The organism is Micrococcus sp. APC 4021, from assembly GCF_030407635.1.
GTDB classification, from domain to species: Bacteria; Actinomycetota; Actinomycetes; order Actinomycetales; family Micrococcaceae; genus Micrococcus; species Micrococcus luteus.
The window spans coordinates 1-26,382 of sequence record NZ_JASDCZ010000021.1 but is presented as its reverse complement, the minus strand read 5'-3'; the positions used below and the strand labels follow the sequence as shown (position 1 = coordinate 26,382).

Genomic DNA, 26,382 nt, shown 5'->3' with positions numbered 1-26,382 from the left:
CGACGACGTCGGGCGGGTCCCCACTGTAGTGGGCCGGGCTGGACGGGCCCCGGGAGAGTTCCCGGTCAGGCGCGCCGGTCGCCGTCCACGTGGAAGGCCAGGTCCTCGACGCCGGGGAAGGACTCGATCTCCTGGAACGCGTCCCAGGCGTCGCTGTCCGCCTCGGCGTCCGCGGGCAGGGTCACCGTCAGGGCGCCGATCTCCCCGTCGATCACCTGCAGGCGCAGCTCGAGCTCGTGTCCTCCGGCGGATCCGGAGGCGAAGCGGCCGCGGACGGGCCAGACGCAGTCGTTCGGCACCGCGCGCCGGACGTCGTCGTCGGTCTGGACGACGAGCGGCACCCAGTCCGGGACCTCGCCGGCTTCACGGATGGCCTCGGCCACCGATGCGACGGTGCGCGCGTGCGGCAGCTGGGAGCGCAGCGCCTCAGCCCCGGGCAGGTCCCGGCCCTCGGCCAGCGCCGGGTCGAGCAGGGTCTCGAGCAGCACGCGCACCTCGACCGGCAGCTCGGCGGTGGCCTCCGGCTCGACCTCGTCGACCGGGTCCTCGTCCAGGCCGGCGGGTCCGGTGACGGCGAGTTCGACGGCGTCGCGGCGGGTCCGGCGGGCGTCCTCGTTGGCCAGCAGCATCGCCAGGGAGGCCGCTGCGGCCAGCGCGACGCGCGGGGCGGGGACGCCGACCCGCTGGAGCCCGCGCACCAGGGCACCGTCGATCCGGTCGTTCAGGCCGGTGGCACGCAGCGTGACCGCCGCGACCGCGCCGCCGACGGCCAGCCCGCCGAGCCCGCGCAGGGCACGCGCGGCGGGGGAGGGGGCCACCTCGCCGTCGGCGATCGCGGCGGTGTGGAGGGCGTTGGCGGTCTCGGCCGCGAGGACCGTGCCGCTGACGGCGGCCTCGAGCTCTGCGAGGGCCCGACGCTCGCGCCCTCGGCGGGCGTGCGGATCCAGCAGGGTGAGCCCGCCGACCGCGGCCGCCGCCGCCAGCCCGTAGAGCCGGCCGCCCGGGGCGAGGGCGCGCTGGCGCAGCGCGGGGAAGACGGCCTCGACGCCGTCGACGGGAACGGACGACGCCGAGTGGTGGACCTCGCCGGGGGCGGAAGGGGCGGGGGAGGGGAGCTTCATGCCCCCAGTGTGGCGCACCGCCCGGCTCAGGACGAGTCAGCGGCCCACGTGCGCGCTCAAGCGGAGCGCAGGCCGCCCTGCCACAGGGCGGCGAACGGCGTGCGGCCCTCCACCGCCTGCGCGATGCCGGCTCGCACGAACTCCTTGGCGCGGCGCGCGGCCTCGAGCGTGGTGGCACCCTTGGCCAACTCGGCGGTGACGGCGGCGGCGAGCGAGCAGCCCGCACCAGAGACGCCGGACTGGCCGATCTTCGGGGCGGAGAGCACCTCCACGGTGTCCCCGTCCACGAACACGTCCACGGCGTCCGGGCCGGGCAGGTGCATCCCGCCCTTGGCCAGGACGGCCGCGCCGGAGATCTCGTGGATGCGCCGAGCGGCCGCCGTCAGGTCCTCGACCGAGCGCACGGTCATGCCGGAGAGCTGCTCCGTCTCGAAGTGGTTCGGGGTGGTGAAGGTGGCCAGCGGCAGCAGCTCGGCCTTGAGCGCCTGGTCCGTGTCCAGGGCGTGGCCCGGCTCCTGGCCCTTGCAGATGAGCACGGGGTCCAGGACCACGTGGTCCCACTCGGCGCGGCGCAGGGCCGCGGCCGAGGTGCGGATGACCTCCGGGGAGCCCTGCATGCCCAGCTTCACGGTGCGCAGCCGCTCCGGGTAGTCGCCCTGGATGGCGTCGAGCTGCTGCTGGAGGATCTCGGTGGGCACGGGGAAGAAGCGGTGGTTCCAGTCGTCCTCCGGGTCGAAGGAGACGATGCAGGTCAGCGCCACGATGCCGAAGACGCCGAGTTCCTGGAACGTCTTGAGGTCGGCCTGGGCGCCGGCGCCGCCGGTGGCCTCGGACCCGGCGATGGTCAGGGCGAGCGCGGGGGCGGAGGCGGAGTGCTGGGGGGAGTGAGCGGTCTGGGGCATGCGCCCATGGTAGGACCGACCCCGGACGGGAAGCGCCCGACGGCCGGCGGTGTTCACCGGGGAACGAGGGTCCTCGGACCCGGAGCGTCCGCCCGGGCGCCCCGAGCGACCCGCGAAGGACGGGGACGGACGTGCTCGAGTTCCTCACCGGCACGGGCCTGGCCACCTCGGCCGGGCTCAACGCCTACATCCCCCTGCTCGCCCTGGGTCTGCTGGACCGGTTCACGGGGCTCGTCGACCTGCCCGCGGGGTGGACGTGGCTCTCCGCCGACGCCTCCCTCTGGATCCTCGGCGCCCTGCTCGCGCTCGAGCTCGTCGCGGACAAGATCCCCGGGGTGGACGCGGTCAACGACGTCGTCCAGACGGTCGTGGGAGCCGACACGGTCACGGTGGGGGCCGCCGCGCCCGTGCTCTCGGCGGCCGAGGACGTCTCGGCGGCCGGCCTCGTCGCGGCCGCGCTGTTCCTGCCGGTGCTGGTCGCCGTGCTGGTGGTCGCCGTCGTCGTGGGCCTGTGGCTGCTGGCCCGGCGGTTCCGCGCGCGGCGGACGCGAGGCCGTGCCGCGGCCGTGCCGGGTGGACCAGAATGGACGGCATGATCCTCATCAACCTGAAGTTCACCGTCCAGCCCGAGCGTGCCGACGAGTGGATGGACGCCGTCGCGAAGTACACCGCGGACGTGCGCTCCGAGCCCGGCAACCTGTTCTTCGAGTGGTACCGCCCGGTGGAAGGCGGCCCGAACGAGTACTTCCTGCTCGAGGGGTTCACGGACGAGGGTGCGCAGGCCCACGTCGCGTCCCCGCACTTCCAGGAGGGCCTGGACGCGATGCGCCCGCTGCTGGCGAGCACGCCCCAGATCATCTCCGAGCAGGTCGGTGCGGAGGGCTTCGGCCCGATGGGCGAGCTGCAGATCGACTGAGCCCGCCCCCGGCCGGAGGAGGCGACGGCGCCCGCGTCACGAGCGTGACGCAGGGCGCCGTCCCTGTATCCGGGGTCACACCCTGGCTACGGTGAGCGCATGAGCGCCGAGCAGAACAGCACCCAGACCCCCGGCCACCGCACCGCCCACGTCCCTGCCGGCCAGGATCTCGGCCACCGCTGGTCCACCCGCGAGGCCGATCACGACGATCCGGCCGACCGCCGCGCCGTCCGCCAGATCGCCGAGCTCGCCTTCGCGTCCACGGCCGAGGCCGACCTCGTCGAGGCGCTCGCCGGCGGCGCGGAGGGCTGGCTGCCCCAGTACTCCCTCGTGGCCATGACCGCCGCGATCCCCGGCACGGACCTGCAGTCGGACCCGATGGGCTACGGCACCCTGGTCCGGGCCCACATCGACGACGCCGAGGTGCTCGCGCTCGCCCCGCACGGCGTCCTGCCCGAGCACCAGGGCGAGGGCGCCGGCACCGCGCTCGTCAACGCCCTGCTGCAGGCGACGCAGGCCGACGGCGAGGAGGTCGTGGTGGTCTACGGCTGGCCCGAGTACTACGCGAAGTTCGGCTTCCACCGGGCCTCCGAGCACGGCGTGCACGCGGCCTTCGCCCGGCAGCCCGAGGCGCTGCAGGTCCTCACGCTCCAGGACGGGGCCGAGGTGCCGGCCGGCGAGTTCCGCTACCCGCCCGCGTTCGGGGCGGAGAACGCGCAGGTCGCCGGCCGCTGAGAGCCCGGTCTCAGTCCAGGAGTCGGCGCACGGCGGCGAGCGTCCGTTCGGCCTCGGCCGGCTCGGCCGTGAGCCGCGCGATGACCTCCGCGAGGTCCGCGCGCAGGCCGGCCTCGGCGTCGTCGGCCGGGACGTGGAGCCACGCCCGCAGGGCGCGGTTGTGGACGGCCACCACGGCCGCCGCCAGCCCGACGGCGACCCCGCCGCGCACGGGCGTGTCCGGCAGGGCCGTGGCGAGCCAGCCGGAGAACAGCTCCGTGTAGCGGTGCGAGGTGAGCAGCTCGCGCGTGCGCAGCGCCTGGGAGCCGCGCAGCAGGCGGGAGCGCGCCCGGGCCCGGTCCGGATCGGCGGTGTGATGCCGGAAGACCTGGAGGACCGCCTCCTCCAGGGCCTCCCGCACGCCGAGGGAGGTGCCGCGCAGGAAGTCGTCCAGGCGGGCGAGCAGCGCCGCGTGGTCGGCGAAGACCACCTCCTCCTTCCCGCCGAGGTGGCGGAAGAAGCTGGCCCGGCTCATGCCGGCCTGGCGGGCGAGCTGGTCGGCCGTGACGGCGTCGTAGCCCTCGCGGTCCAGCAGGTGGATCAGGGCGGTGAGGGTGTCCTCGGCGGGCGTCGTCATGCGGGCCATGGTGCCACGGGCGCGGAGAGGAGGTGAGACTGCGTCTGATTCTGTGAGATGGCGTGTCAGTTGGTGTAGGGTGATGGCGGACACACCCATCTCTCCGACCCCGCCCGGGAGGCCACCATGACCGAGACCCTGCCCACCGTCGAGCCCGAGTACGACGTCGCCACGCCGCTGGACACCGACTTCTACCTCGCGCTCGCGGACGTCTCCGACGCCGAGAAGGATGTGTGGCGTCGGGCCCGCGCCTTCGCGCTCGAGCCGGACGTGCTGCCCCGGATCCGGGAGGCGTGGGACCGCCACGAGTACCCGCTGGACCTCGTGGCCCGCCTGGGGCAGGCCGACCTGCTGCGCGACGGCGTCCCCGTGGACGGGCTGCCCGACGTCTCCCGCGTTGCAGCGGGCCTGGCCATGATGGAGCTCTCGCGCCTGGACGGCTCGATCGCCACGATGACGGGCGTGCAGGGCGGTCTGGCCATGCGCTCGATCCAGCTGTGCGGCAGCGAGGAGCAGCGTGCCGAGCACCTGCCGGCCATGGCGCGGGGCGAGCTCTACGGCGCCTTCGCGCTCACGGAGCCGACCCACGGCTCCGACTCGGTCTCGCTGGAGACCCGCGCCGAGCGCGTCGACGGCGGCTGGCGGCTGCACGGGCACAAGAAGTGGATCGGCAACGGGGCCGCCGGCGGGGTGACCGTGGTGTGGGCGCGCAGCGCCGAGGACGAGAAGGTCCGCGGGTTCATCGTGCGCCAGGAGTCCGAGGGCTACACGGCCGAGGTCATCAAGGGCAAGGTCGCGCTGCGGGCCATCGACCAGGCCCACATCACCCTCGACGGCGTGTTCGTGCCCGACGCCGACGTCCTGCCCGAGGCCCGCTCCTTCAAGGACACCTCCCGCGTCCTCTTCGCCACGCGCGTGGGCGTCGCGTGGTCCGCCCTCGGGAAGGCCGTGGGCTGCTACGAGGCGGCGGTGCAGTACGCGGGGCAGCGCGTCCAGTTCGGCCGGCCGCTGGCCGCCGCCCAGAGCGTGCAGACCCGCCTGGCCGAGATGCTCTCCCAGCTCACCCAGGTGCAGCTGCTCGTGCTGCGTGCGACCCGGCTCGAGGACGAGGGGCGGCTCACCGGGCCGATGGCGTCCATGGCCAAGTACTCGGCGACGCGCGCCGCGCGGTCCATCGCCGCGAACGCGCGCGACCTGCTCGGTGGCAACGGCATCCTCATCCAGAACGAGGTGGCCCGCCACTTCGCGGACATCGAGGCGATCCACACCTACGAGGGCACCGAGACCGTGCAGGGGCTGATCATCGGCCGCGAGATCACGGGGGTCGGCGCGTTCGTGTGAGATGACGCGAGCGGGGGCGGCGGCGTGAGCCAGAGATTTCTGCTGGTACGCACGCCCCCCCTGCCGCCGATTCGTCTGGCTCGGCGGCCGATTCGTCTGGCTCACGCAGGCAGACGGAGCCGCAGGTGGGCGGCGAGGTCGCGCAGCAGGGCGTCGAGGCCCCGCTGGGTGAAGACGCTGGCGGTCACGCGCAGCACGATCCACCCCTCGGCCTGCATCCGGCGGTGGCGCTCGATGTCACGGCGCCACTGCTGCGGGTCCGTCCGGTGATGATCGCCCTCGTACTGCACGCAGACACGGGCCTCCCGCCACACCAGGTCTGGCCGGACGGTGGACCCGTCGCTCAGCATCAGCAGCGGATTCACCTCCGGCTCCGGCACACCCGCGTCGGCCAGCGCCAGTCGGAGGAGCGTCTCGGCCCTCGAATCCGCGCCGTCCCTGAGCAGCGGCAGGGCCGCTCGCAGGGTCCGCGTCCCTCGCCTCCCGCGCACCCGCAGCACCTCCGCCTCCAGATCACGCACGGTGCACCGCGGATGCTCGCCGGGGCGACGCCGGCCGGCCGGGCCGTCCGCCCGTTGCAGCAGGCTGTCCCCGGCGGCGACGACGTCGGCCAACGGCAGACCCAGCTGCGCCAGCGCCGCCCAGGTGGCGGCCGGCGTCGTGATCCGCACCCCGGCACGCACCAGCACGGGGTCCTGCGGGTGCAGCTCATGCCCGACGACGCCGCTGCGGCGCGGCGCCCCGCCCTCGGCCCGCGTGCGCGCCAGATGGATGGGGCCGCGCTCCCACTGCCGCGGCAGCCACATCCCCCAGAGGCGAGCGGCGGTGGCGTGGGTGGCCGCGGTGCCGGGGTTCGTCCGCTGGAGGGCGCGGACGACGTCGGCCAGTGAGGGCTGACCCCCGGCGGTGTGCCGCAGCCCGTGGTGCGGGGCGTCGAACCGGGGGCCGCGCAGCTGCGAGGCCGTCAGGCCGGCCTGCAGCCCCGCGGCGACCGGGAAGACGGGGCTGAGGGCGGCGTCGTCGTGCGGAGGAGGGGCGACCATGCCGCCAGCCTTCCCTTCCACCAGCGGACCCAGTGCCGCGACGGCGAGGGCCGTGGAGGGCGAGGCGGGCCGGCGGCCCTGTGCAGGAGCCGCTGAATCGTTTGGCTCACGTCCCCCACGCGTCCGAGCGGCGCTGAGCCAGACGAATCGGTCGTGACAGCCCCCTCAGAACAGCAGAAACGTCTGGCTCGCGCCCGTCACAGTGTGCTGGCGTGCCGGCGGACCCAGCACCCCTCAGCGCTTCGGGGCGTAGTACCGGCCGAGGGTCTCGGCCTTGAGCTCCGCGAGCGTGCCATCCTGCATGGCCGCACGGATCCGGTCCACGAGCGAGACCGTGAACCGCTCGTTGTGGATGGAGAGGAGCGTGTGCGCCACCATCTCCTTCGCCTTGAACAGGTGCCGCAGGTACGCGCGGGAGTAGTGGGCGCACGTGTAGCAGTCGCACTCGGGGTCCAGCGGGCCGAAGTCGCGGCGGTACTTCGCCCCGGGCAGGTTGTAGCGCCCGTCGCGGGTGTAGAACGCACCGGTGCGGGCCACACGGGTGGGGGAGACGCAGTCGAAGGTGTCGGCGCCGTTCTCGACGGCGGTGAACAGGTCGTCGGGCTCGGAGATGCCCAGCAGGTGGCGCGGCTTGTCCTCGGGCAGCTCCTGCGCGCACCAGCCCACGATGGTCCCGAGGTTCTCCTTCTCCAGGGCCCCACCGACGCCGTAGCCGTCGAAGCCGGAGGTCACGCCGTCGAGCTCCCCCGCGGCCGGGAACTCGGCCCGCATCGCCGCGAGGTCGCGGCAGGCCTTGCGGCGCAGGTCCTCGTACTGGGCCCCCTGGATCACGCCGAACAGCGCCTGGTACGGCCGCGCCGAGCGGACCCCGGTGAGGCGGGCGTGCTCGTCGAGGCAGCGCTGGGCCCAGCGGCGGGTGCGCTCGAGCGCCTCCTCCTGGTAGCCGCGGGAGTTGTGCAGGGTGGTCAGCTCGTCGAAGGCGAACATGATGTCCGCGCCAAGGTTGTGCTGGATGCCCACGGACACCTCGGGGGTGAACCGGTGCCGGTCCCCGGTGAGGTGGGACTTGAACCAGACGCCGTCGTCGTCGACGTTGGCCAGGCGCTCCTTGCCGGGGGCGACGGCGTCGTCGGCGCCCTGCCCCTCGGGCGCGCCCGGGCCCTTCATGTCGATGACCTTCTTGAAGCCCGAGCCGAGGCTCATCACCTGGAAGCCGCCCGAGTCCGTGAAGGTCGGCCCGGGCCAGTTCATGAACGCGCCGAGGCCGCCGGCCTCGTCCAGGAGGTCGTCACCGGGCTGCAGGTACAGGTGATACGCGTTGGCCAGCAGCGCCTGCGCGCCGAGCTCCGCCATGGACTCGGGCAGCACCGCCTTCACCGAGGCCTGCGTCGCGACGGGGATGAACGCCGGCGTCTGGATCCGCCCGTGCGGCGTGGTGATCACGCCGGTACGCCCGAGCGGGGCGCCGTCCGCACCGCCGGTCTCCAGCCGGTGCGTCACCTCGAAGCCGAACTGCGAGGGATGCGCGGGGGCCTGCTGGGATGGGGACGAGGGCGACTCGGGGGAGGGCATAGGTTCAGGGTAGTCATGGAGACGGACGGGCACTGTCCCTGGAGTGGCGGGAGGGGTACGATAGTCAACACGGGACGCGCCGGAAGGCGTCTTCCGTCCAACCGAGCCCCCGCCTCAGTGCGGGGGCTTCGTGTGTCTTTGGGTCAGGGCCGCCATACGTACGAATGCCCGAGTACCGAATCGAGTGAGGCACCGATGTTCTTCATGCGACGCGCCGCCTCCCGGTGATCCTCCTGGACGTGGCGCCTCCGCTGCTCGAAGTAGGTGAGCATATCCACGGCCTGCAGCAAGCGGCTGCGGTTGGACGGGCCGAAGTACATCGTGTCCAACAGGTGGTGAAGTTTTCCATCGCTCAGCCCTTGCACGGCTCTCGAACGCATCCGGTGGTACGCGGTCCTGCTGTCCTCGCGGAGGTGGTGGTCGTCGGCGATGACGAGAAGTCCTTCAGAGACCAACCGACTGCGCCGGTGGACGCGGTTGAGGAGATGACTGGAGGCAACGACGTGAGGTTCTGCGCCCTCCCAGCCGCGACGTCGACGGAGCCCGTCGACATCTACTCCTTGCAGGCCGAACCACGGTGAGTGACGGCAGATGAGTTCCACCGCTTTCTGACTCGCCCACGCCCGTACGCCCGGTTTCAGTTCCGCCCAGCCCTCCTTTCCCTGGAATATGGCATGACCGTGGAACTCAAGACCGGCCGGGACCGAGCGCGGGTGCGCCTCGCGGAGTCGGGCATGCAGAGCATCGAGGTCCCGGTCGATGGAGCGAATCTGCTCAGCGGTGACCACGAGGGCTCCGATGTAGTAGACCCCGTCCTGTTGCTGTTCCGACTCGTCCAGGTAACAGATGCGCATAGGTCTCGCCCCTCCGTCGTCTCCGGCGTTCAGAACATCCCACGCTGCTCGGAACCGGGATCCCGCTTAATCGTCTTGGGAACCTTCCGTTCGGCCGGGGTCGGTTCGGGGAGTTCGTTCGCCGGGATCAGGTCTCCAGCGAGGATCTCGTCCAAGAGGTCTGCCTGGTCGCCGCCCAGTGACACGGTCTCGGTCAGCACTCGGAGCAGATCGAGCAGCTCGTCGTTCCACTCGTCTGCCCACTCGATGGGGCGGATACGGTCCAGCGGGGTGGCTGCCTTGCCGGCGGCGCGGCCGATGCCGGTGGCCGTCCTGGCGCCGAGCCACTTGTCCAGGATGTTCATGCCGGACACGGCGAAGGCCCTGACCTCCGGACTCACGCCGGTGACGACGCCGTCCCCCACCTTTAGCCGCTGGGTTGCAGGGTCGTAGGACACGGCCCGCGGGGAGGCAGGCAAGGCCGTCACGGGGGCTTCCCAACCCAGGCCAGGAATGCGGGGTACGCGGCCGGCGGGGCGATCTGCACCGGTGAACCGCTCCCCGTAGGTCTGCAGCCACAGCAGACGTTCACCCAGCTTCACGGCACGGGCGAACAGGGCCGGGTCGACCGTCAGCGGCACGCGGACGGGGCTGCCCTCCAGGGCTTCGTCGAACCGCTGGACGTAGGCGTCATGGCCGGCGACGCCCATGACATAGGCGGCCAGGTCTTCCGGCGTGACCTCCTGGCTGTAGCGCTCCCCCAGCAATGGGAGCAGCCCGCCGGTAACGTTGGGCTGGGCGGCTTCAGCATCCCGGTAGAGGGGGATGACGTCCTTGCCGCCGTAGGAGCCGACGAAGTAGTGCAGATCCGGCACCGCCGTCGCCACGGTCACGGCGGGGCCACCGCTGATGCGGGCTGTCTTAGGGGAGACAAAGAACAGCTGGCGGTCCGAGAGCGCCTGCCACAAAGCGGGGCGTTCCAAGTTGATCAATCGAGGATCGTCGAAGGTCCACTGGCGGTCGAAGGAGCGCCACGCCACCCGTGTGATCGGCCGGTGCTCAGCGTCGGTGGGCAGTTCCGCCAGTGGGGTCAGGCCGTTCACGGCGGTGTGGATGGTGCGCCCAGAGAGGCCCGTCACATACTTCTCCGCACGGGCGTCCGCGGACGGGTCGGCCAACAGCTCTCGCCACCGCCGTCGCAGAGTGTCCTGATCCGGGGCCACGGGCCAGGTGCGGTTGTACTTGATCCCGGGCTGCTGCCAGGGGAAGAGGTCTGCCAGGGCGGGCATGGCCGCCCAGTCCTCCCCGCCGCTGGCCGGCGCCAAGGGGTCGCCCGCCCCACCGGGCAGGCGCTCCCACAGGGTGTCGCTGGGATCCAACCGGGCCACTTCGTCCAGGGCCGCGAACTTCTCCGCGCGCGTGCCCCGGAAGCGCCGGTAGTACACGGACGCTTCCCGGGCGGCCTTGCCGGTGCGCACCAAGGTCACGATTGCCACCGGGGTCTGGATGTCGAAGACGTTCTCCTCCTGGCGTGCCCCGCGGCCCTCGCCGCCAAGATCCATCACCCAGATCTCACTGGCCGTCCGACGGGCCAGATCGCGCAGACCCACAAAGGCCGGGCCGGTCAACCACGAGGACGCCGTGATGAAGGAGATGATCGCCTGGTCCCCGGGGTCCTGCTGGAACGCCTTCCAGATGGCCCACCGCCAGAAATACACGTACAGGTTGTACAGCGAGGCCTGGGCGGAGAAGATCACTCCCTGCTCCTGGGCGGGGCCGATCACGTCGTCGAACAGCGCGTCCTCGCCGTCCCCGTGCTCCACCCAGCCGCCGGTGCCGGAGGTCACCCGGTCATAGGGCGGGTTGCCGATGGCTACGGTGATGCGCCGGTCCCGCTTGATCCGGCGGGCCGCCTCGGCGGCCTCGGCGAGGACTCGCGCGTCGCCGAACAACCCCTCCGCCATGCCCGCCGAGGGGTCCTCCAGGGTGTCCGTCAGGTACACGCCGATCTCCTCCGCCTGGAAGGCGTGATCCTGTGCCTCAGCGAGCCGCTGGCCGATGCGCAGGTGCGCCACCGAGTATGGGCCGGGCAGCAGCTCGAAGGCCAGCAGGTTCTTCGTGAGGTTCTTGGCCACCTGGGCCGCCCCCGCCGGGCCGCGTTCCTCCCGGGCCGCTGCCTCCGCGCGGTCGATGACCGCCAGCGGGTAGGTGCCGGAGCCCGTCGCGGGGTCCAGCGTCACCACCGAGGGGGCGCCGAAGCCCAGGGTCTGACCAAAACGTTCCCGCAGCAGCGCGTCCACCACGCGTACCTGGCACTGCACCACACTGATCGGCGTGTAGTAGACACCCGCCCGGTTACGGGCGGCCGGGTCGTAGCGCTGGAGGAAGTCCTCGTAGAACCACAGCCATGGCTCACCACGGGAGTCCGTGGAGCGCTCGATGGCGGCCACGTCCATGCTGGACACCAGCCGCATGATGGCCCCGACCTCCGGGGCGATGTACTCCATGAGCGCCGGGATGCCGATGATCGGTCCGAGGGACGCCGCCAGAACATTGCGGTGGGCCGTCTCCAGGGCCTGCTTGGCCTCCTCGAGCGTCACCACGCCGTCGGCGTTCCGGTCCGCTTGGCCGGAGAGACCGGCGATGGCCATGGAGTAGGCCACCACCTGGGCGACGTCGCCGGCGAACTGGGCGTCCGTGGTCGTGTGGTGCACCGTGTGGTCCCAGGCCGCCTTCGCCTCCCGCACCGAGCGGTAGTTGTTGGACAGGCCTTCCTGGAGGCGCTGTCGAAGGAAGCGGGCCAGCGGGGCCAGGCGGTCCGCGAGCTGGCTCACTCGGGTGATCGGCCGAGGCTGGGCCAGGGTGAACTGTTCCAGGACGGTGCGCAGGCGGTCCGCGTCCCAGCCTGCGACGCCGTCGACGGGCAGGAACGCGGTGTCCACAGGGGAGCCGGAGACATAGAGGGCGATCTCGTCTCCGTTCGAGACGAGCAGCGCGTCCAGCTGGGAGAGCAGGTCCCACTGGCCCTTCTCCCGGCCGCGCCACTTCTCTCCGATGACCGTGTGGCCGGGTGCCTTGAGTTCCACCCATCCGCAGGGGCGACCGTCGATCAGGGCGGCGAAGTCCGGGCGCACGCCGTCGAGCTGGGCCTCTCGCAACAGGCTGAGGTCCCCAAGCCCGGTGACGGAGGAGAACGCGCGCAGGAACTCGGAGACCGGGACCGTCAGCTGCGCCTCCGGCTCGGCGAAGACCCCGCTCGTAGAGGCGAGCCGCACGTCACGGGCGTACGTCTCAGCGAGCTGGGCGAGGGGTGCGTCGATCATGTGTCCTGCCTTGCAGTGAAGAGGGTGGCGCGAGTCACTCTATCCAGACGGGGTGTGCTCGACTGGGCCGACACCGCGGAGACCGGCCTCGCCCCGCTCGTGGCGAGAAATCTGGTCGGGCTCGTCGGCGCCCTCGTCCTCCTCCCCGTCAGGCGCCGGGACACGCCCTCGATCCGGCAGCCGGACGCGGCCGCCCCGGCTCAGCCCAGCACCACCCGCGCCACCGCGCTCGCCACCACCAGGTCCTGCCAGGGCATGCCGGTGGTGACGAACAGGGCGGGCGCGCCCTCCCGACGACGCGCGGTCCCGGCCACGAGCTCGGCCAGCGTCACCGTGTCCTCGATCCCGGCCAGGGCCCCGGAGGCCACCGCGAGGGTCACGTCCCCGGCCTCGCGGGCGGCCGAGTCCCGCGACTCCACCGCCACGGTCGCGCGGCGGGCCAGGGCGTCGTCGGTCTCGCGGGCGTCCGTGGTGTGCGAGCCCATCGCCACGACCGTCGCGTGCTCCGGCACGAGCGTCCCGTCGAACAGCGGGGCCGTCGCGGCCGTGCACGTCACCACGACGTCCGCCTCCGCCACGGCCGCCGGGCCGGCGGCGCTCGCGGGCACGCCCAGCTCCGCTTCGATGCGCGCGGCCAGGGCGGCGGCCCGGCCGGCGTCGCGGCCCACCACGGACACCCGCTCCAGCCCGAACACGTCCTGGAACGTGAGCGCGTGCTCCCACGCCTGCACGCCCGTGCCGAACACGACCAGGTGCCGGGGCGAGGTGTCCGCGAGCAGCCGCACCCCGAGCGCGGACACCGCGGAGGTGCGCAGGCCCGTGAGCTCGACGCCGTCCAGCACGGCCCGCGGGGCCTGGCCGGGGGTGCCCGGGGCGCCGAACAGCACGTAGACGCCCTGGATGACGGGCAGTCCGCGCTCGGGGTTGTCCGGCGTGAGGGTGAGCAGCTTGGTGCCGACCTCGCTCCCGCGCGTCGAGGGCATCTGCAGCAGCTGCCCGGCGGCGGTGGCCACGCGGGTGCGGGGGGCGTCGGCCTCCGGGTCCAGGCCGGCGGCGAGGGCCGCCTCCAGCGCGTCGACGGCGGCGCGCGGGCTCAGGGCGGCGCGCACGGCGGGGCCGTCGATCCAGGGCAGGGAAGCGGTGGCGCGGTGCGTGTCCATGCGGCCACGCTACGGGGTGGGCCGGGCGGCTCAGCCGAACAGCGTGCGGAAGTTCGCCAGGATCCGGCGGGGGTGCTCGGGGTCGACGGCGGCCAGCCCCGCCACCGTGGGCTCGTACTCGCCCGGCGCGAAGTACCCGTGCTCGCGATAGATCTCAAGGCGCTCGAGGATCCCGGCCTGGTCCAGCTCCGGGTGGAACTGGGTGGCGTACTGGCGGGTGCCGAGCCGGAACATCTGCACGGGACAGTCGGCGCCCTCGGCGAGCAGCACCGCGCCGGGCGGCAGCGCGCTCATCGCCTCCTTGTGGCCGACGTACGCCGCGAACGTGCGCGGGACCCCGGCCAGCAACGGATCCGCGGCACCCTCGTCGGTGAGCGTGACCTCGACGGGCGCGGCCGATTCGCCGTACGCGTTGTCCACGACGCCGCCGGCGTGCCGGCCCAGTGTGCCGACGCCGTAGCAGCAGCCGAGGAACGGCAGGTCGCGGCGCCGGACGACGTCGAGCATCCGGCCCAGCTCCGCCTCCACGGCGCGCTGCACGGGGGACTTGGTCTCCTCGGGATCGGTGCCCGTGAACGGGCTGCCGGGCAGGATCACGGCGGCGACGTCCGCGAGCTCCGCCTCCCAGTCCAGGCCGTGCGTGGCCACGTCCGGGCGCTGCACGACGCGGTCCAGGCGCAGCACCCGCAGCCGGCCCTCCGGATAGCCGCCCAGTCGCTGGACGGCCTCGACCTCGGCGGCCGCGGCGTCGTCCTCGGGGCGCGTCTGGACGAGGAGGAACGGCCGCGGATGCGGGCTCGGGACGGCGCCGGTCGGGGTGGTCATCTCGGCAGACTAGCGGGGCATCGGGCCGGGAGGGCGTGACGGCGTCGCGGGGCGTCGTCGGGGGCGGGTCGCGGTCAGCGGTCGGCCCAGGGGCGGGCGTCGGAGGCCCACGGCAGGGGACGGACGCGTTCCTCGGGCAGCGGGTCCGCGGCCAGCCGGCCGTAGAGGTGCACGTCGAGCCGCCGCCCGCCCGTGCGGAGGCGGCCGCGCTGCGTGCCTTCGTGACGGAGCCCAGCGGCCCGGGCGACGGCCCCCGCCGTCGGGCTGTCCGCCCGGTGGGCCAGTTCGATCCGTTCGAGCCCGCCCTCGGCCAGTTCGGCGTCCGCCACGGTGGTCGCCGCCCGCGACATGATCGCGTCCCCGCGCCAGCCCTGATGCAGCCAGGCGGTGAGCGCGCCGGTGCCGTGCGCCTCGTCGCGCACGACGGCGACCAGGCCGATCAGCGTGTCCGTCCCGCGCTCCACCACGGCGACGGCGTCCGTCCCCTCCGCCTGGACCAGTCCGTCGACGTAGGCGCGGGCGGAGGCGTCGTCGGTGACCTCTGCGGGATCGGCCATGCCGACGGTGCCCGCGTGGAAGGCCGCCAGGACGGCGGGCGCGTCCGTGGCGCGGAGGAGGCGGAGCTGGGCGGGTGCGGAGCCGGTCATGCCGGGAGCATAACCCCGGCAGGGGCTGGAGAGTGAGGTGCGCCACACGAGCCGGACCCCGGAGGGCGTGTCACCGGGGACGGGGCCGGCTCTCGACGCCCGTCCCGCGGCTGGGCCTCACCGGCGCGTGGCTGCCTTCGCCTCGAGCTCGTCGGCGAGGGTGCGCAGCGCGCCGAGCTCCCGGGCGATCCGGGAATCCAGGTCGGCGTCCGTGAGCGTCTCCGAGCCGCCGCGGGCACGCAGGTAGAGCAGCTGGCCGAACCGGGCCCGGCGCCACTGATACTCGGCCTCGGCGTCGCGGGCCTGCAGGGCGCGGGAGATCTCCCGGTCGTAGAGCGGCGGCTCGTTGAGCTGACGCTGGCGCACTTCGAGCACCCGGGACGCCCGGCCCGGCTCGGAGGGGACCTCGTCCGCCTCGAGCAGGCGCCGACCGAGGTTGGCGGCGGCGATGTGCTCGCCCTCCTCGCGCAGGATCAGCGACGCCAGGGACAGCGCGGCCTGGATGGACTTCCACCGCCCCACGGCCCCGTCCCACGGCAGGTTCGTCAGCAGGCCCAGGGTGGCGAGCGTGCCCTCGGTGTCCTCGTGCAGCAGGTAGAGCCGCTCGGCCATGCCGAACACGTCCTCCAGCTGGGAGCCGGAGCGCAGGTTCAACCCGTGGGAGAGCCGGGCCGCGGTGGCGGTCAGCTCGGTGTCGTCGAGGTGGCGCTTGCCGACGGCGACGATCCGCTCCTCGGGGGACCCCGCGTCCACGGGGGAGAAGGTGGTGTCCGGGACGGCCCTGCGCTCCTCCGGGCGGTCCGTGCGGACCCGGATCACGGAGCCGTGGGCGATCTTGACCTCCCGGCCGCCCTCGAGGGTGGCGATCACGAGCGCGGGGGTGCCGAAGTCGTCCCGCATCACCCGGGTCGAGGCCACGGGCGGGGCGGGCTCGCCGCGGCGGGTCAGGAAGCTGTCCCCGGGCTGCACGTCCTGGGACTTCAGATGGCGGAGGTAGCCGCCGACGACCGGTGCCATGCTCAGCGCCCCCATCCCACGTGGGCGAGGGCCTGGCGCACCAGGTCCCCGCGGCCACCGATGAACTCGGCCTGGATGTCCTCGCCGAGGGCCTCCTCGGGGGTGAGCCAGGTCAGCTCGAGCGCGTTCTGGCGCGGCTGGCACTCACCCGTCACCGGCACCACGTACACCAGGGCCACGGCGTGCTGGCGGTCGTCCGTCAGCCCGGTCTCGGACGGCGCCGGGAAGTACTCGGCGACGGTGCAGGGGACCACCGATGGCGGCAGCTGCGGGAACGCGAGCGGGCCGAGGTCCTTCTCCAGGTGGCGCATCAGCGCGGCGCGGATGGTCTCCCGGTACTGGACGCGTCCGGAGACGAACGTCCGCTGGAACGTGCCGGTCTCGTCCGCCACGTAGAGCAGGCCGATCTCGGTGACGTAGCCGAGGGAGTCCAGCCGCACCGGGATGGCCTCCACATACACCATGGGCAGCCGGCGCCGGGCCTCGTAGAGGTCCTCGTCGGACAGCCAGCCCGGATTCGGGTCGGGGGTGCGCACGCTCATGGTTCTGTTCTACCGGAGTTCCGCGCCGGGGGCACACCGGGTCCCGCGTGTTCCGCTCACCACTTGGCTCGGAAGTACTGCCGGGCCATCGGCACCTGCTCCGAGGGGACGTCGAGCGCGAGGGCGGCCGCGGTCGGCCAGTTCGGGTTCGCCAGGGCGGCGCGGCCCACGCAGACGGCGTCGGCGCGGTCCTCGTCCACCACGGCCGCGACCTCCTCGGCGCCGGTCAGCGAGCCGACGGCGGACACCACGATCCCCTCGGTGCCCTCCTTCACGGCGGTGGCCAGCGGCACCTGATAGCCCGGGCCCTGAGGGCCCTCGTAGGTGTCCCCGATGCCCGCGGAGGACAGGTCGAACCAGTGCACCTGCCCCTGCAGCTCCTGCGCCAGGCGGACGGTCTCCTCGATGCTCCAGCCGCCCTCGACCCAGTCCGAGCCGGAGATGCGGATGCCGAGGACCTTGTCCGCGGGCCACACCTCGCGCACGGCCGCCACGACCTCCTTGAGGAAGCGGGTGCGGCCCTCGAAGTCCCCGCCGTACTCGTCGGTCCGGGTGTTGGTCAGCGGCGAGAGGAACTGGTGGATGAGGTAGCCGTGGGCGGCGTGCAGCTGCACGGCGCCGAAGCCGGCACGGTCGGCGCGCTCGGCGGCGTCGGCGAAGGCCTGGACGGTCTCCCGGATCTCGTCCACCCGCATCGCGTGGGTGCGGATCTCCATGGAGTTGGTGGCCACGCCGGAGGGGGAGAGGGTCTCCCAGGAGTCGGGGCCCTCGAGGATCGGCTGCCCGGCGGGCGCGCCCGGGTGCATGGGGACGGTCGAGGCCTTGGCGCCGGCGTGACCGAGCTGGATGGCGGGCAGGGCGCCCTCGGAGGCGATGAACTCGGCGATCGGCGCCCACGCGTCCCGCTGCTCGTCGTTCCACAGGCCGGTGTCCCACGGGGAGATGCGCCCCTCGGGTGTGACGGCGGTGGCCTCGGCCACCACGATCCCGAAGCCGCCGGCCGCGCGGGCGCCCAGGTGCTGGAACTGCCAGCCGTGCGGGACGCCGTCGCGCGCCTCGCACGAGTACTGGCACATCGGCGGCAGGATCAGGCGATTGCGCACGCGCACGCCGTTGATCTCAATCGGTTCGAAGATCGCGGGCACGGCGGGGGCGTCGGTCTGCGGGGTGGCGGTCTGAGTCATGCACCCCACCCTACGAGCGGGTCCGGACACGGGAGGGCACGCGTCCGCGGCGGGCGGAAGGGCGGGCCGGCCCGTGCGACGAGAGAAGTCGTCACCGCTGCTGCGTCCACCCCTACCCTGGGCCCATGCCCTCCTACCGCGCCCGCCTGCAGATCGGCGACCTCCTGCCCGGCCACCGGCCCGACGAGGTCATGGACCTGGCCGAGGCCGCCGTCCAGGCCACGCACGTGCTCGCGGCCAAGGACATCGAGGTCGTCGCGCGCGTCCCGCGGATCGTGCTGCGCTTCACGGTGCCCGGCTCGCACCGGGCCGGCGAGGACGCCGAGGCCGCCGAGGTGGCGCGGCGGATGGCGGAGGCGGTGTCCGGCGTCGCCGTGACGGGCCGGCTGGACGTGCTCCGGCGCGACGGCGGCCGGTGGGTCCCGGTGCCCGCTGGGCTCGGGCGCTGAACGGGGCCGGGCTCAGGCGCCGGCCGGGTGCGGCCGGCGGGCGGCGTCGCGCTCGATCTGGCGGGCCCAGGAGCGGCGCACGGCCGCGGCGGTGACCAGCAGCAGCGCCCCGAAGGCGGCCGCGAGACCCACCCATGCGCTCTGCTGCGCCCCGAGCGGGCTGGGCAGCAGGCGGGGCAGGGCGAGGCAGAGCAGGGTCCAGGCCATGCCCAGGGCCACACCCATGCGGCCGCGCCCCCCGAGCACGAGGCGCAGGGCCGCCAGCAGCAGGGCCACCAGCACCAGCAGGGCGAGCAGCTCGGTCGGGAACCAGCCGACGTGCACACCCCAGGCGTGGAGGGCGGCGCCCACCGCGGTGGGTGCGCCGGCGAGGAGGGTGCCCAGCAGCACGCCGAGCGCGCCGTCCTCGGCCACCCGTGCGACGCGGCGGGCCGCCGGGCGTGCGCCGAGCCGCCGGACCACACGGAGCATGAGGACCAGGGCGAGCAGCCACGGGACGACGTCGAAGCCCCCGGGGGCCAGGACGGCCAGGGGGAACCACAGCGCCAGCGCCAGCAGGGCCCCCGCGATCGCGCCCCGGATGCGGCGGTGCCGCGGCGACGCGCCCTGGCCCCGCCCCCACTGCCGCAGCACGTACATGCCGGTCAGCAGCCACAGCACCGGCCAGATCGCCGGGTGCAGCGGGGACAGCCCGAACACGCTCGCGCCGGGGCCGTGTCGGCCGTCGGCGGTGAGCGGGTACGCGCCGGCATCGAGGGCGCCGAGCCCCGGGACGCGGCCGGCCAGACCGAGGCCCCACGCGCCGGAGAGCACGAACAGCGCCCACACGACGGTCAGCAGCGCCTGGCCGCGTCGGTCCGCAGCGGTCGGTGAGCCGGCCGGCTCCTCGGGCGGCGCGGGGGTGTAGCCGGGGATCAGGGGCAGGGCGCCCGTGACCGGCCCCGCCGAGGAGTGGGCGGTGGCCTCGGCCCGGACGGCCTGCGCCTTCGTGGAGAGCCGCTGCCGCCGCCGCCACTCGGGCAGGGCCACCCGCGCCCGGGCGAAGAGCTCCTCATCGGTGAGCCGCTCCTCCGGGTCGGACAGCAGCGGCCGGTCGGCGGCGGCCGGGAAGACCTCGGGGCCCTCGAGCTCGCGCGCGGCCCGGGCCAGCGCGCGGGACTCCCGCTCCTCGTGCTCGCGACGGCGGCGGGCGGCGTCCTCCGCCGCACGGCGCTCGGCCTCCCGGGCGCGGTCCTCGAGGAGCCGGGCCTGGGCGAGGGCGCGTTCGGCGTGCAGCACGGTGTACGCGCGGACGCGTGCGGCCTGGCGACGACGTCGCTCGGCCTCGAGGCGGGCGGCCTCCTCCGCCTCGCGACGGCGCCGCTCGGCCTCCTCGGCCCGACGGCGCCGCTCGGCCTCGACGCGTTCGGCCTCGAGGCGACGGCGTTCGGCCTCGGCCGCCTGCCGACGGCGCTCCGCCTCCGCCTCCGCCTCGAGCCGGAGCCGCTCCCGTTCCGCGAGCGCGGCCTCCTCGCGGGCCCGCCGCTCCGCCTGCACGCGGGCGCGCTCGGCGGCGACCTCCGCCTCCCGGCGGCGCCGTTCCTCCCGCTCCCGGCGGCGGGCCTCCGCCTCGGCGGCGGCACGTGCCTTCTCCTCGGCCGCCACCCGACGGCGCCGCTCGGCTTCACGCCGACGGCGCTGCTTCTCCTCCTCGCGGCGGCGGCGGGCCACCCGCGCGGCCTGGGCCCGGCGGGCCTCCTCGTCGAGGCGGGCCTGGAGGGCTGCGGCGTCGCGGGCCCGGGCGGCGTCGCGGGCCTGGGCCGCGGCGGCGGCCTCGGCGACGGGCCGCTCGTGCTCGGCGGCCCGGCGACGGGCGGCCTCGGCGGCGCGCTCCCGACCGGCTCGCAGGCGGGCCCGCCGGCGCTCCTCGGCCGCAGTGCGGCGGCGTGCGGCCTCCGCGGCCTTCTCCGGGTCCCGCCCCGGGGCGGGGAGGATGCGCTCGACCGTGCCGACGAGTGGGTCGGTGAAACGGGCGAGGTCCGGGCTGCCGAGGCGGTCCAGGATCTCGCTGAGGTCGCGGCGTGGGCGCTGCTGGGCGGGAGCGCCCGGAGTGCGCAGTCGGTCCATGGCGCGGTGCACATCCGCGCGGCGGTCCTCGCGCACGCGGCGCTCGGCGGCGGTCTCGGGTCGGCCCGAGCGCAGGGCGCGCTCGTGACGGCGCAGATCGCGGCGGGAGATCTCCCCGGGCGCGGCCAGGGCGCGGCGGGGGCGCTCGGCGGGGGCACGCGTCGCGTCGTCGTCGGGACGGGGCGCCGAGGCGTCCCGGAGGCGCTCGAGGGCGGCACGGGACTCGGAGGACGCGTCCTGCATGCTCACCCCTTCCGGCCCCGGCGACGGTGGGCCATGATCCCCGCGATCATCAACCCTGCAAGGGTACCGAACACCATGCCGACCACCGCGGACGCCCACCACGGCAGGCCGGTGGCCCGGCCGGTGAGCCAGCCGAGCCCCACCATGGACCCGGACCACGCGAGCGAGCCCGCCCCGGACAGCCACAGGAACACGGGCCAGCGGATCCCGCCGATCCCGGCCGCCGCCATCGACGCCGTCCGCCCGCCCGAGACGAACCGCAGCACGGACAGCCCCGCCAGGCTGCCCGCCGGGCCCACCCGCACCAGCAGAGTCCGGATCCCCCGGTGGATCCGACGCCACCACGCCCAGCGGTCCAGGCGGTCGGCGAGGCCGTGGCGGAACAGCGCGTAGAGGCCGACGTCCCCGGCCCAGCAGCCCAGCCACGCCGCCAGCACCGCGGCCACGGGGGAGACCCGGCCCTCGGCCGCGAGCGCCCCCGAGCCGATGACCACCACCTCCGACGGGACGGGCGGGATCGGGGCGTCCAGGGCCACGAGGAGCGCGGTGAGCGGGTGGAACCACGCTCCGAGCGCGTCCATCAGGGCGGCCGGGTCCCCGCCCGTCACCGCGGTCGCTCCTGCAGCTCAGCGGGGGAGGTGAACTCCCGCTCCTCGCCCGTCACCGGGTCCGTGAAGCGCAGCGACCGGGAGAGCAGCTGCAGGGGACGCGTGACGTCGTCCGGGGCGAGGTCGAGCAGGTCCGGGTAGAACGGGTCGAACGCGATGCCCAGGCCCAGGGCGGCCAGGTGGATGCGCAGCTGGTGGGTGCGGCCCGTGCGCGGGGTGAGCCGCAGGTGCGCCACGCGCCGCCCCGCCAGCGTCCCGGCGGAGACGCCGACGCCCAGCAGCTCCACGCGGGACTCCGCGTTCGCCCCGGCGTGGGGCCGGTTCGACCGCCGGGTCCGCACCGGCGCGCCCGCGCGCCGCCCGGAGGCCGCCGCGGGGATCTCCTCCACCACGGAGCGCAGGACCCCCTTGTCCTTGCGGATCCGGCTGCGCACGGTCAGCGGGAATCGCCCCAGGACGGGGTCGGCCGGGGCGCCGGGGCCGCGGGCGCCGTCGTCGGGGGCCTCCGGCAGGAGCACCACGGCCTCGTAGGTCTTGGCCACGGCACGCCGCTCGAAGAGCAGGTGGTAGGCGCCGCGGGTGGCCGGGTTCGCGGAGAACATCACGACGCCGGCCGTCGCCCGGTCGAGCCGGTGCAGGGGCACGAGGTCATCGAGGCCGAGCTCGTTGCGCAGCCGCACCAGCGCGGTCTCCTGGACGAAGCGGCCGCCCGGGGTGGTGGGCAGGAAGTGCGGCTTGTGGATGACCACGAGGTGCTCGTCGCGGTGCAGGAGCGTGTGCGTCACGGGCAGCGGGGCCTCGTCGGGGACGTCCCGGTAGTACCAGAGGTCGTCGTGCACGCCGAGCGGCGTGTCCGCCGGGATGGGGGCGCCGTCCGCGGCCACGACCTGCCCGGAGGCGAAGCGCCGCCGGATGCCGTCCGGGTCCACGTGGCCGAAGCGGTCCAGGACGTACTCCTGGACGGACGCCCAGGGTCCGGAGGCGGGCAGGCGCAGGCGGGTCGCGTTGACGCCGTTACGCAGGGGAAGGGGGGAGGGGACGGCCACGTTCCCGATTCTCCCAGGAGGGGAGGACAGGGAAGCGCGGCCGTCGTCGCGGGCGGCTACGGCGTCGCGGAGTGCGACTCGGGGGAGGCCGGCTCGGCCAGCGTGGTCGCCAGGTCCCGCTTGCGGATCTTGCCGGTGGCGGTCTTGGGGAGGCTGTCCACCACGACCACCTCGCGCGGGTACTTGTACGCCGCCAGGGAGACCTTGGCGTGCTCGATGACCCCCGCCGGGGTCACGCTCATGCCCGGCCGGGTGCTCACGACCGCCACCACCTCGCTGCCGAGGGAGGGGTGCGGACGCCCCACCACGGCCACCTCGGAGACCGCCGGGTGCGTGGCGATGACCTCCTCCACCTCGCGGGGGTACACGTTGTACCCGCCGCGGAGGATGAGCTCCTTCTTGCGGTCCACCACGTAGATGAACCCGTCCTCGTCCCGGTACCCCATGTCCCCGGTGCGCAGCCACCCGTCCACGAGGGTGGCCGCCGTGGCCTCGGGGTTGCGGTAGTAGCCCTTCATGATGGTGGGGCCGCGGAAGAGCAGCTCCCCCACCTGGTCCTCCCCGGGGCCGAGCAGGTGTCCCTCCGCGTCCACCACGCGGCACTCGGTGCCCCACAGCGGCTTGCCGATGGACATGACGCGGCGCTCCTCCCGGGAGACGTTCACCGCCACCGAGCTGGTCGACTCGGAGAGGCCGTACCCCTCCAGGATGGTCGCCCGCGGGAACTTCGCCTCGAAGCGCCGCAGCACCTCCTGGGGCAGGGCCGAGCCTCCGGAGACCACCTGGCTCACGGACGAGAGGTCCCGCCCGGTGTCGGGGTCCTCCACCATGCCGATCAGCATGGTCGGCACGGCGGAGATGCGGGTGATCCCGTGGCGCTCCACCAGGTCGAGCGCGGCGGCGGCGTCGAAGCGGGGGAGCAGGACCATGGTGCAGGCGTGGCGGACGCAGATGTTCAGCACGCTCGTGAGCCCGTACACGTGGAAGAAGGGCAGCACGGCCAGGACCACGTCGTCGGGCCGGATCGGGATGCGCGCGCCGGAGACCGTCGTGTTCATGTAGATGCCGAAGTGGGTGAGCTCGGCGCCTTTGGGGGGGGCCGGTCGTGCCGCTCGTGTAGATGATCACCGCGGTGTCGTCGGCCTGGGTGGGGGCCATGTCCACCGAGGGGCCGGGGGCCAGCAGCTCCGCGAAGTCCCGGGTCCCCGCGGGCCGCTCCCCGGCGCCCGTGGAGACCACGTACACCGTCGGACCGCCGTCGGACCCGCCCGCCTGGGCCGCGCCCTTGACCGCCGCCTCGGCCGCCGTATCCACGGTGATGAGCACGGCCGTGTCCGAGTCGGACAGGTGATGGGCGATCTCGCGCGGCGTCAGCAGGGGGTTGAGGGGGACCATGACGAAGCCGGCACGGACGAGGCCGAAGTAGGCGAACAGGAACTGCGGGATGTCCGGGAGCTGCACCGCCACCGAGGTGCCCGGGGCCAGGCCCAGCCCGCTGAGGTTCGCGGCCACCAGGTCGGCGGCGGCGTCCACCTCCGCGTAGATCCAGGCACGGTCGCCCAGGATCACGCAGGGGCGGTCCGGGTGCTCGGCGGCGCTCTCGCGCAGGAGCACGGAGATGTTGAACGTCATGACGCGTCCTTTCCCGGGCGGAGGAGGAAGAGCGAGTCCGACACGCAGGCCGGCTTCGCCACTCCCTCGATCTCCACGGTGGTGGTCACCATGGCCAGCGCCCCCTGGGGGCCGCGGTCCAGGCGGGTGAGCTCGGCGCCGGCGCGGATGCGCGCGCCGACGGGGGTCGGATGGGGGAAGCGGACCCGGTCCGATCCGTAGTTGACGACCATGGCCATCCCCTCCACCCGGTAGATCTCCCGCACCATCGAGGGCAGCAGCGCGAGGGTGAGGAAGCCGTGGGCGACCGTCGAGCCGAAGGGTCCCCGGGCCGCCCGCTCGGGGTCCACGTGGATCCACTGGTGGTCGTCGGTCGTGTCCGCGAACAGGTCCACCTGCTCCTGGGTGACGGTGCGCCAGCGGCTGTGGCCCAGGTGGGTGCCCACGGCCCGCTCGAACTCGTCCAGTCCGTCGAAGGTCTGCATGGCGTTCTCCTCGTGGGGGGCTCAGGCCTTGGGTCCGCCGGCCACGTAGAGGACCTGGCCCGAGATGAAGGAGGCCTCCTGGCGGGCGAAGAAGGAGGCCGCGGCGGCGATGTCCTCGGGGGTGCCGGTGCGGGCGACGGGGATCTGCTCCGCCGCCTTGGCCACGTACGTCTCGTAGGGGACGCCGATCCGCTCGGCGGTGGCCCGGGTCATGTCCGTCTCGATCAGGCCCGGCGCGATGGCGTTCACCGTGATCCCGAAGCGGCCCAGCTCGATAGCGACGGACTTGGTGAAGCCCTGGATCCCGGCCTTGGCCGCGGCGTAGTTCGCCTGCCCCCGGTTGCCCAGCGCGGACGTGGAGGAGATGTTCACGATCCGCCCCCACCCCTGCTCCGTCATATGGCGCTGGGCGGCGCGGGTCATGAGGAAGTGCCCGCGCAGGTGCACGTCCATCACCGTGTCCCAGTCCTGGGCGCTCATCTTGAACAGCAGGTTGTCCCGGAGCACGCCCGCGTTGTTGATCAGCACGGCGGGCGCACCCAGCTCGGCGACGACGGCGTCCATCACCTGGGCGACCGACTCCTCCCGGGCGACGTCGGCGGCGAAGGCGCGGGCCGTCCCGCCGGCCTCCTCGATCTGCCCGACGACGTCGGCGCACGCCTCGGCCGAGAGGTCGACGGCGGCGACGGCGAAGCCGTCCTCCGCCATGCGTCGGGCCAGGGCGGCGCCGATGCCGCGCGCGGCTCCGGTGACGACGGCGATGCGGGGCTCGGTCATGGGGTTCCTCCGGGAGGGTCGGTGCGGGTGCGGGTGCGGACGGGGCGGGAAGGACTCAGGACAGGCGCTCGATGACCATCGCCATGCCCTGGCCGCCGCCGACGCACATGGTCTCGAGGCCGATGTGCTTGTCGTGCTCGCGCAGCGAGTTCAGCAGGGTGGCGGTGATCCGGGCTCCGGTCATACCCCAGGGATGGCCCAGCGCGATTGCCCCGCCGTTGACGTTGAGCTTGTCCAGGGGGATCCCCAGGTCCTCGGCGGAGGGGAGCACCTGCGCCGCGAACGCCTCGTTGATCTCCACGAGGTCGACGTCGTCGATGCTCATCCCGGCCCGCGCCAGCGCCTGCCGGGACGCCTCCACGGGGCCCAGGCCCATGATCTCGGGAGAGAGGGCGGAGAGGCCCGTGGACACGATCCGGGCGAGCGGGGTCAGCCCCAGCTCGGCGGCGCGAGTGTCGCTCATGACGACGAGCGCCGCGGCGCCGTCGTTGAGGGGGCAGGCGTTGCCGGCGGTGACGGTGCCGTCGGGCCGGAAGACGGGGTTCAGCTGGGAAACGGCCTCGAGCGTGGTGCCCGCGCGCGGGCTGTCGTCCCGGGTGACCCGGATGCCGTCGGGCAGGACGAGCGGGGAGATCTCCCGGTCCCAGAAGCCGGAGGCCTGGGACTTCTCCGTGAGCTGCTGGGAGCGCACGGCGTACTCGTCCTGGGCCTGGCGGGAGACGCCACGCAGCTGCGCCACGTTCTCAGCCGTCTGGCCCATGGCGATGTAGACGTCCGGCAGCTCGCCCTCCTCGGCGGGGTCCGTCCACACGGGGGCGTCGCCCTCGGCCCGGCGGGCCGAGCGCTCCCACGCGGAGCGGAACGCCGGGTTGCGGGTGTCCTCGTCGGAGGCGCCGCGGTCCAGCCGGCTGGCCGACTCGACGCCGGCGGAGACGAACACGTCCCCCTCCCCGGCGCGGATGGCGTGGAACGCCATGCGGGTGGACTGCAGGCTGGATGAGCAGAAGCGGGTGATGGTGGTGCCGGGCACGGAGGGCAGGCCGGCCAAGACCGCGACCACGCGGCCGAGGTTGCCGCCCTGCTCCCCGCCGGGGGCGCCGCAGCCCAGGATGAGGTCCTCGACCTCGGCGCGGTCCAGCTCGGGGACCCGGTCCAGGGCGGCGGTGACCATCTGGGCGGCCATGTCGTCGGCGCGCAGGTCGCGGAGGGACCCCTTGCGGGCGCGGCCGATGGGGGAGCGGACGGCGGAGACGATGACGGCTTCAGGCATGGTGGTGCTC

General features: G+C 74.1%; 25 protein-coding genes and 1 pseudogene. 5 read left to right on the top strand and 21 right to left on the bottom strand.

All coding sequences use genetic code 11. From position 1 onward, the window contains the following. Nucleotides 1-65: 65 nt before the first annotated feature. Nucleotides 66-1,121 (bottom strand): hypothetical protein, encoded by a 1,056-nt coding sequence (locus QL983_RS03505; protein WP_020624819.1) that lies wholly within the window; start codon nucleotides 1,119-1,121, stop codon nucleotides 66-68. 56 nt (nucleotides 1,122-1,177) lie between these two features. Further along, complete coding sequence (locus tag QL983_RS03500; RefSeq protein ID WP_020624820.1) at nucleotides 1,178-2,023, bottom strand: hydroxymethylpyrimidine/phosphomethylpyrimidine kinase; 846 nt, start codon at nucleotides 2,021-2,023, stop codon at nucleotides 1,178-1,180. A 131-nt stretch (nucleotides 2,024-2,154) separates the two neighbouring features. Here QL983_RS03500 and QL983_RS03495 point away from each other — a divergent pair, with 131 nt between their 5' ends. From QL983_RS03495 to QL983_RS03485, 3 genes are all read left to right on the top strand, one after another. Further along, a complete protein-coding gene (locus tag QL983_RS03495; RefSeq protein WP_044659066.1) occupies nucleotides 2,155-2,619 on the top strand; it encodes a DUF4126 domain-containing protein in 465 nt (154 codons plus the stop codon). Continuing rightward, nucleotides 2,616-2,939 carry a putative quinol monooxygenase gene (locus tag QL983_RS03490; protein WP_010079505.1) on the top strand — a complete coding sequence of 108 codons (324 nt, stop codon included), beginning with the start codon at nucleotides 2,616-2,618 and terminating at the stop codon, nucleotides 2,937-2,939. The genes QL983_RS03495 and QL983_RS03490 overlap by 4 nt, the downstream gene beginning before the upstream one ends. A gap of 99 nt (nucleotides 2,940-3,038) precedes the next feature. Further along, complete coding sequence (locus QL983_RS03485; protein ID WP_095353572.1) at nucleotides 3,039-3,674, top strand: N-acetyltransferase; 636 nt, start codon at nucleotides 3,039-3,041, stop codon at nucleotides 3,672-3,674. A gap of 10 nt (nucleotides 3,675-3,684) precedes the next feature. Here QL983_RS03485 and QL983_RS03480 read toward each other — a convergent pair whose 3' ends face one another. Continuing rightward, on the bottom strand, nucleotides 3,685-4,290 hold the full coding sequence (locus tag QL983_RS03480; protein ID WP_095353596.1) for a TetR/AcrR family transcriptional regulator: 606 nt from the start codon (nucleotides 4,288-4,290) through the stop codon (nucleotides 3,685-3,687). A 126-nt stretch (nucleotides 4,291-4,416) separates the two neighbouring features. On the opposite strand from QL983_RS03480, the gene QL983_RS03475 reads away from it, so the two are divergent. Continuing rightward, nucleotides 4,417-5,631 carry an acyl-CoA dehydrogenase family protein gene (locus QL983_RS03475; protein ID WP_101963058.1) on the top strand — a complete coding sequence of 405 codons (1,215 nt, stop codon included), beginning with the start codon at nucleotides 4,417-4,419 and terminating at the stop codon, nucleotides 5,629-5,631. Between the two features lie 101 nt (nucleotides 5,632-5,732). Here QL983_RS03475 and QL983_RS03470 read toward each other — a convergent pair whose 3' ends face one another. The 10 genes from QL983_RS03470 to QL983_RS03425 form a co-directional block, all read right to left on the bottom strand. After that, nucleotides 5,733-6,674: a hypothetical protein gene (locus tag QL983_RS03470; protein ID WP_145951214.1), complete on the bottom strand. Its 942-nt coding sequence runs from the start codon at nucleotides 6,672-6,674 to the stop codon at nucleotides 5,733-5,735. A 234-nt stretch (nucleotides 6,675-6,908) separates the two neighbouring features. After that, on the bottom strand, nucleotides 6,909-8,246 hold the full coding sequence (gene tgt, locus QL983_RS03465; protein WP_145951215.1) for a tRNA guanosine(34) transglycosylase Tgt: 1,338 nt from the start codon (nucleotides 8,244-8,246) through the stop codon (nucleotides 6,909-6,911). Nucleotides 8,247-8,389: 143 nt separating this feature from the next. Then, on the bottom strand, nucleotides 8,390-9,100 hold the full coding sequence (locus QL983_RS03460; protein ID WP_145951216.1) for a DUF3800 domain-containing protein: 711 nt from the start codon (nucleotides 9,098-9,100) through the stop codon (nucleotides 8,390-8,392). A 29-nt stretch (nucleotides 9,101-9,129) separates the two neighbouring features. Next, nucleotides 9,130-12,402, bottom strand: coding sequence for a type ISP restriction/modification enzyme (locus tag QL983_RS03455; protein WP_222122707.1), 3,273 nt, complete (start codon nucleotides 12,400-12,402; stop codon nucleotides 9,130-9,132). A 200-nt stretch (nucleotides 12,403-12,602) separates the two neighbouring features. After that, nucleotides 12,603-13,562, bottom strand: a complete 960-nt coding sequence (locus tag QL983_RS03450) for an ornithine cyclodeaminase family protein (RefSeq protein WP_230297491.1) — start codon at nucleotides 13,560-13,562, stop codon at nucleotides 12,603-12,605. 30 nt (nucleotides 13,563-13,592) lie between these two features. Further along, complete coding sequence (locus tag QL983_RS03445; RefSeq protein WP_100059247.1) at nucleotides 13,593-14,387, bottom strand: glutamine amidotransferase; 795 nt, start codon at nucleotides 14,385-14,387, stop codon at nucleotides 13,593-13,595. A gap of 74 nt (nucleotides 14,388-14,461) precedes the next feature. Then, nucleotides 14,462-15,034, bottom strand: coding sequence for a GNAT family protein (locus tag QL983_RS03440; protein ID WP_036316092.1), 573 nt, complete (start codon nucleotides 15,032-15,034; stop codon nucleotides 14,462-14,464). A gap of 117 nt (nucleotides 15,035-15,151) precedes the next feature. Then, on the bottom strand, nucleotides 15,152-16,051 hold the full coding sequence (locus QL983_RS03435) for a DUF6707 family protein (protein ID WP_230297492.1): 900 nt from the start codon (nucleotides 16,049-16,051) through the stop codon (nucleotides 15,152-15,154). 2 nt (nucleotides 16,052-16,053) lie between these two features. Then, entirely contained in the window at nucleotides 16,054-16,593 is a 540-nt protein-coding gene (locus QL983_RS03430) for an NUDIX hydrolase family protein (RefSeq protein ID WP_036316089.1), read from the bottom strand. 56 nt (nucleotides 16,594-16,649) lie between these two features. Beyond that, on the bottom strand, nucleotides 16,650-17,777 hold the full coding sequence (locus tag QL983_RS03425; RefSeq protein WP_036316086.1) for an oxidoreductase: 1,128 nt from the start codon (nucleotides 17,775-17,777) through the stop codon (nucleotides 16,650-16,652). A gap of 125 nt (nucleotides 17,778-17,902) precedes the next feature. Here QL983_RS03425 and QL983_RS03420 point away from each other — a divergent pair, with 125 nt between their 5' ends. Continuing rightward, nucleotides 17,903-18,226, top strand: a complete 324-nt coding sequence (locus tag QL983_RS03420; RefSeq protein ID WP_036316084.1) for a hypothetical protein — start codon at nucleotides 17,903-17,905, stop codon at nucleotides 18,224-18,226. A gap of 12 nt (nucleotides 18,227-18,238) precedes the next feature. Here the strand turns inward: QL983_RS03420 and QL983_RS03415 are convergent, their stop codons facing one another. The 8 genes and pseudogenes from QL983_RS03415 to QL983_RS03375 form a co-directional block, all read right to left on the bottom strand. Continuing rightward, entirely contained in the window at nucleotides 18,239-20,575 is a 2,337-nt protein-coding gene (locus QL983_RS03415) for a hypothetical protein (protein ID WP_036316082.1), read from the bottom strand. A 2-nt stretch (nucleotides 20,576-20,577) separates the two neighbouring features. Beyond that, on the bottom strand, nucleotides 20,578-21,183 hold the full coding sequence (locus QL983_RS03410) for a VTT domain-containing protein (RefSeq protein WP_036316081.1): 606 nt from the start codon (nucleotides 21,181-21,183) through the stop codon (nucleotides 20,578-20,580). Beyond that, nucleotides 21,180-22,229: a pseudouridine synthase gene (locus QL983_RS03405; protein ID WP_036316079.1), complete on the bottom strand. Its 1,050-nt coding sequence runs from the start codon at nucleotides 22,227-22,229 to the stop codon at nucleotides 21,180-21,182. Before QL983_RS03405 ends, QL983_RS03410 begins: the two co-directional genes overlap by 4 nt. A 56-nt stretch (nucleotides 22,230-22,285) precedes the next feature. Beyond that, nucleotides 22,286-23,287, bottom strand: coding sequence for an AMP-binding protein (locus QL983_RS11430; protein ID WP_196488485.1), 1,002 nt, complete (start codon nucleotides 23,285-23,287; stop codon nucleotides 22,286-22,288). Nucleotides 23,288-23,384: 97 nt separating this feature from the next. Continuing rightward, nucleotides 23,385-23,861 (bottom strand): annotated as a pseudogene (locus tag QL983_RS11425) (AMP-binding protein); the annotation flags it as partial. Then, nucleotides 23,858-24,325: a MaoC family dehydratase gene (locus QL983_RS03385; RefSeq protein WP_020625414.1), complete on the bottom strand. Its 468-nt coding sequence runs from the start codon at nucleotides 24,323-24,325 to the stop codon at nucleotides 23,858-23,860. The gene QL983_RS03385 and the pseudogene QL983_RS11425, both read right to left, overlap by 4 nt. A gap of 21 nt (nucleotides 24,326-24,346) precedes the next feature. Further along, entirely contained in the window at nucleotides 24,347-25,102 is a 756-nt protein-coding gene (fabG, locus tag QL983_RS03380; protein ID WP_020625413.1) for a 3-oxoacyl-ACP reductase FabG, read from the bottom strand. A 55-nt stretch (nucleotides 25,103-25,157) separates the two neighbouring features. Beyond that, on the bottom strand, nucleotides 25,158-26,372 hold the full coding sequence (locus tag QL983_RS03375; RefSeq protein WP_020625412.1) for an acetyl-CoA C-acetyltransferase: 1,215 nt from the start codon (nucleotides 26,370-26,372) through the stop codon (nucleotides 25,158-25,160). Nucleotides 26,373-26,382 lie beyond the last annotated feature (10 nt).

Coding starts and splice junctions, on each gene's coding strand:
- QL983_RS03505 (WP_020624819.1), bottom strand. CDS start 1,121: ATGAAGCTCCCCTCCCCCGCCCCTTCCGCCCCCGGCGAGGTCCACCAC.
- QL983_RS03500 (WP_020624820.1), bottom strand. CDS start 2,023: ATGCCCCAGACCGCTCACTCCCCCCAGCACTCCGCCTCCGCCCCCGCG.
- QL983_RS03490 (WP_010079505.1), top strand. CDS start 2,616: ATGATCCTCATCAACCTGAAGTTCACCGTCCAGCCCGAGCGTGCCGAC.
- QL983_RS03485 (WP_095353572.1), top strand. CDS start 3,039: ATGAGCGCCGAGCAGAACAGCACCCAGACCCCCGGCCACCGCACCGCC.
- QL983_RS03480 (WP_095353596.1), bottom strand. CDS start 4,290: ATGACGACGCCCGCCGAGGACACCCTCACCGCCCTGATCCACCTGCTG.
- QL983_RS03475 (WP_101963058.1), top strand. CDS start 4,417: ATGACCGAGACCCTGCCCACCGTCGAGCCCGAGTACGACGTCGCCACG.
- QL983_RS03470 (WP_145951214.1), bottom strand. CDS start 6,674: ATGGTCGCCCCTCCTCCGCACGACGACGCCGCCCTCAGCCCCGTCTTC.
- tgt (WP_145951215.1), bottom strand. CDS start 8,246: ATGCCCTCCCCCGAGTCGCCCTCGTCCCCATCCCAGCAGGCCCCCGCG.
- QL983_RS03460 (WP_145951216.1), bottom strand. CDS start 9,100: ATGCGCATCTGTTACCTGGACGAGTCGGAACAGCAACAGGACGGGGTC.
- QL983_RS03455 (WP_222122707.1), bottom strand. CDS start 12,402: ATGATCGACGCACCCCTCGCCCAGCTCGCTGAGACGTACGCCCGTGAC.
- QL983_RS03450 (WP_230297491.1), bottom strand. CDS start 13,562: ATGGACACGCACCGCGCCACCGCTTCCCTGCCCTGGATCGACGGCCCC.
- QL983_RS03445 (WP_100059247.1), bottom strand. CDS start 14,387: ATGACCACCCCGACCGGCGCCGTCCCGAGCCCGCATCCGCGGCCGTTC.
- QL983_RS03440 (WP_036316092.1), bottom strand. CDS start 15,034: ATGACCGGCTCCGCACCCGCCCAGCTCCGCCTCCTCCGCGCCACGGAC.
- QL983_RS03435 (WP_230297492.1), bottom strand. CDS start 16,051: ATGGCACCGGTCGTCGGCGGCTACCTCCGCCATCTGAAGTCCCAGGAC.
- QL983_RS03430 (WP_036316089.1), bottom strand. CDS start 16,593: ATGAGCGTGCGCACCCCCGACCCGAATCCGGGCTGGCTGTCCGACGAG.
- QL983_RS03425 (WP_036316086.1), bottom strand. CDS start 17,777: ATGACTCAGACCGCCACCCCGCAGACCGACGCCCCCGCCGTGCCCGCG.
- QL983_RS03420 (WP_036316084.1), top strand. CDS start 17,903: ATGCCCTCCTACCGCGCCCGCCTGCAGATCGGCGACCTCCTGCCCGGC.
- QL983_RS03415 (WP_036316082.1), bottom strand. CDS start 20,575: ATGCAGGACGCGTCCTCCGAGTCCCGTGCCGCCCTCGAGCGCCTCCGG.
- QL983_RS11430 (WP_196488485.1), bottom strand. CDS start 23,287: ATGAACACGACGGTCTCCGGCGCGCGCATCCCGATCCGGCCCGACGAC.
- QL983_RS03385 (WP_020625414.1), bottom strand. CDS start 24,325: ATGCAGACCTTCGACGGACTGGACGAGTTCGAGCGGGCCGTGGGCACC.
- fabG (WP_020625413.1), bottom strand. CDS start 25,102: ATGACCGAGCCCCGCATCGCCGTCGTCACCGGAGCCGCGCGCGGCATC.
- QL983_RS03375 (WP_020625412.1), bottom strand. CDS start 26,372: ATGCCTGAAGCCGTCATCGTCTCCGCCGTCCGCTCCCCCATCGGCCGC.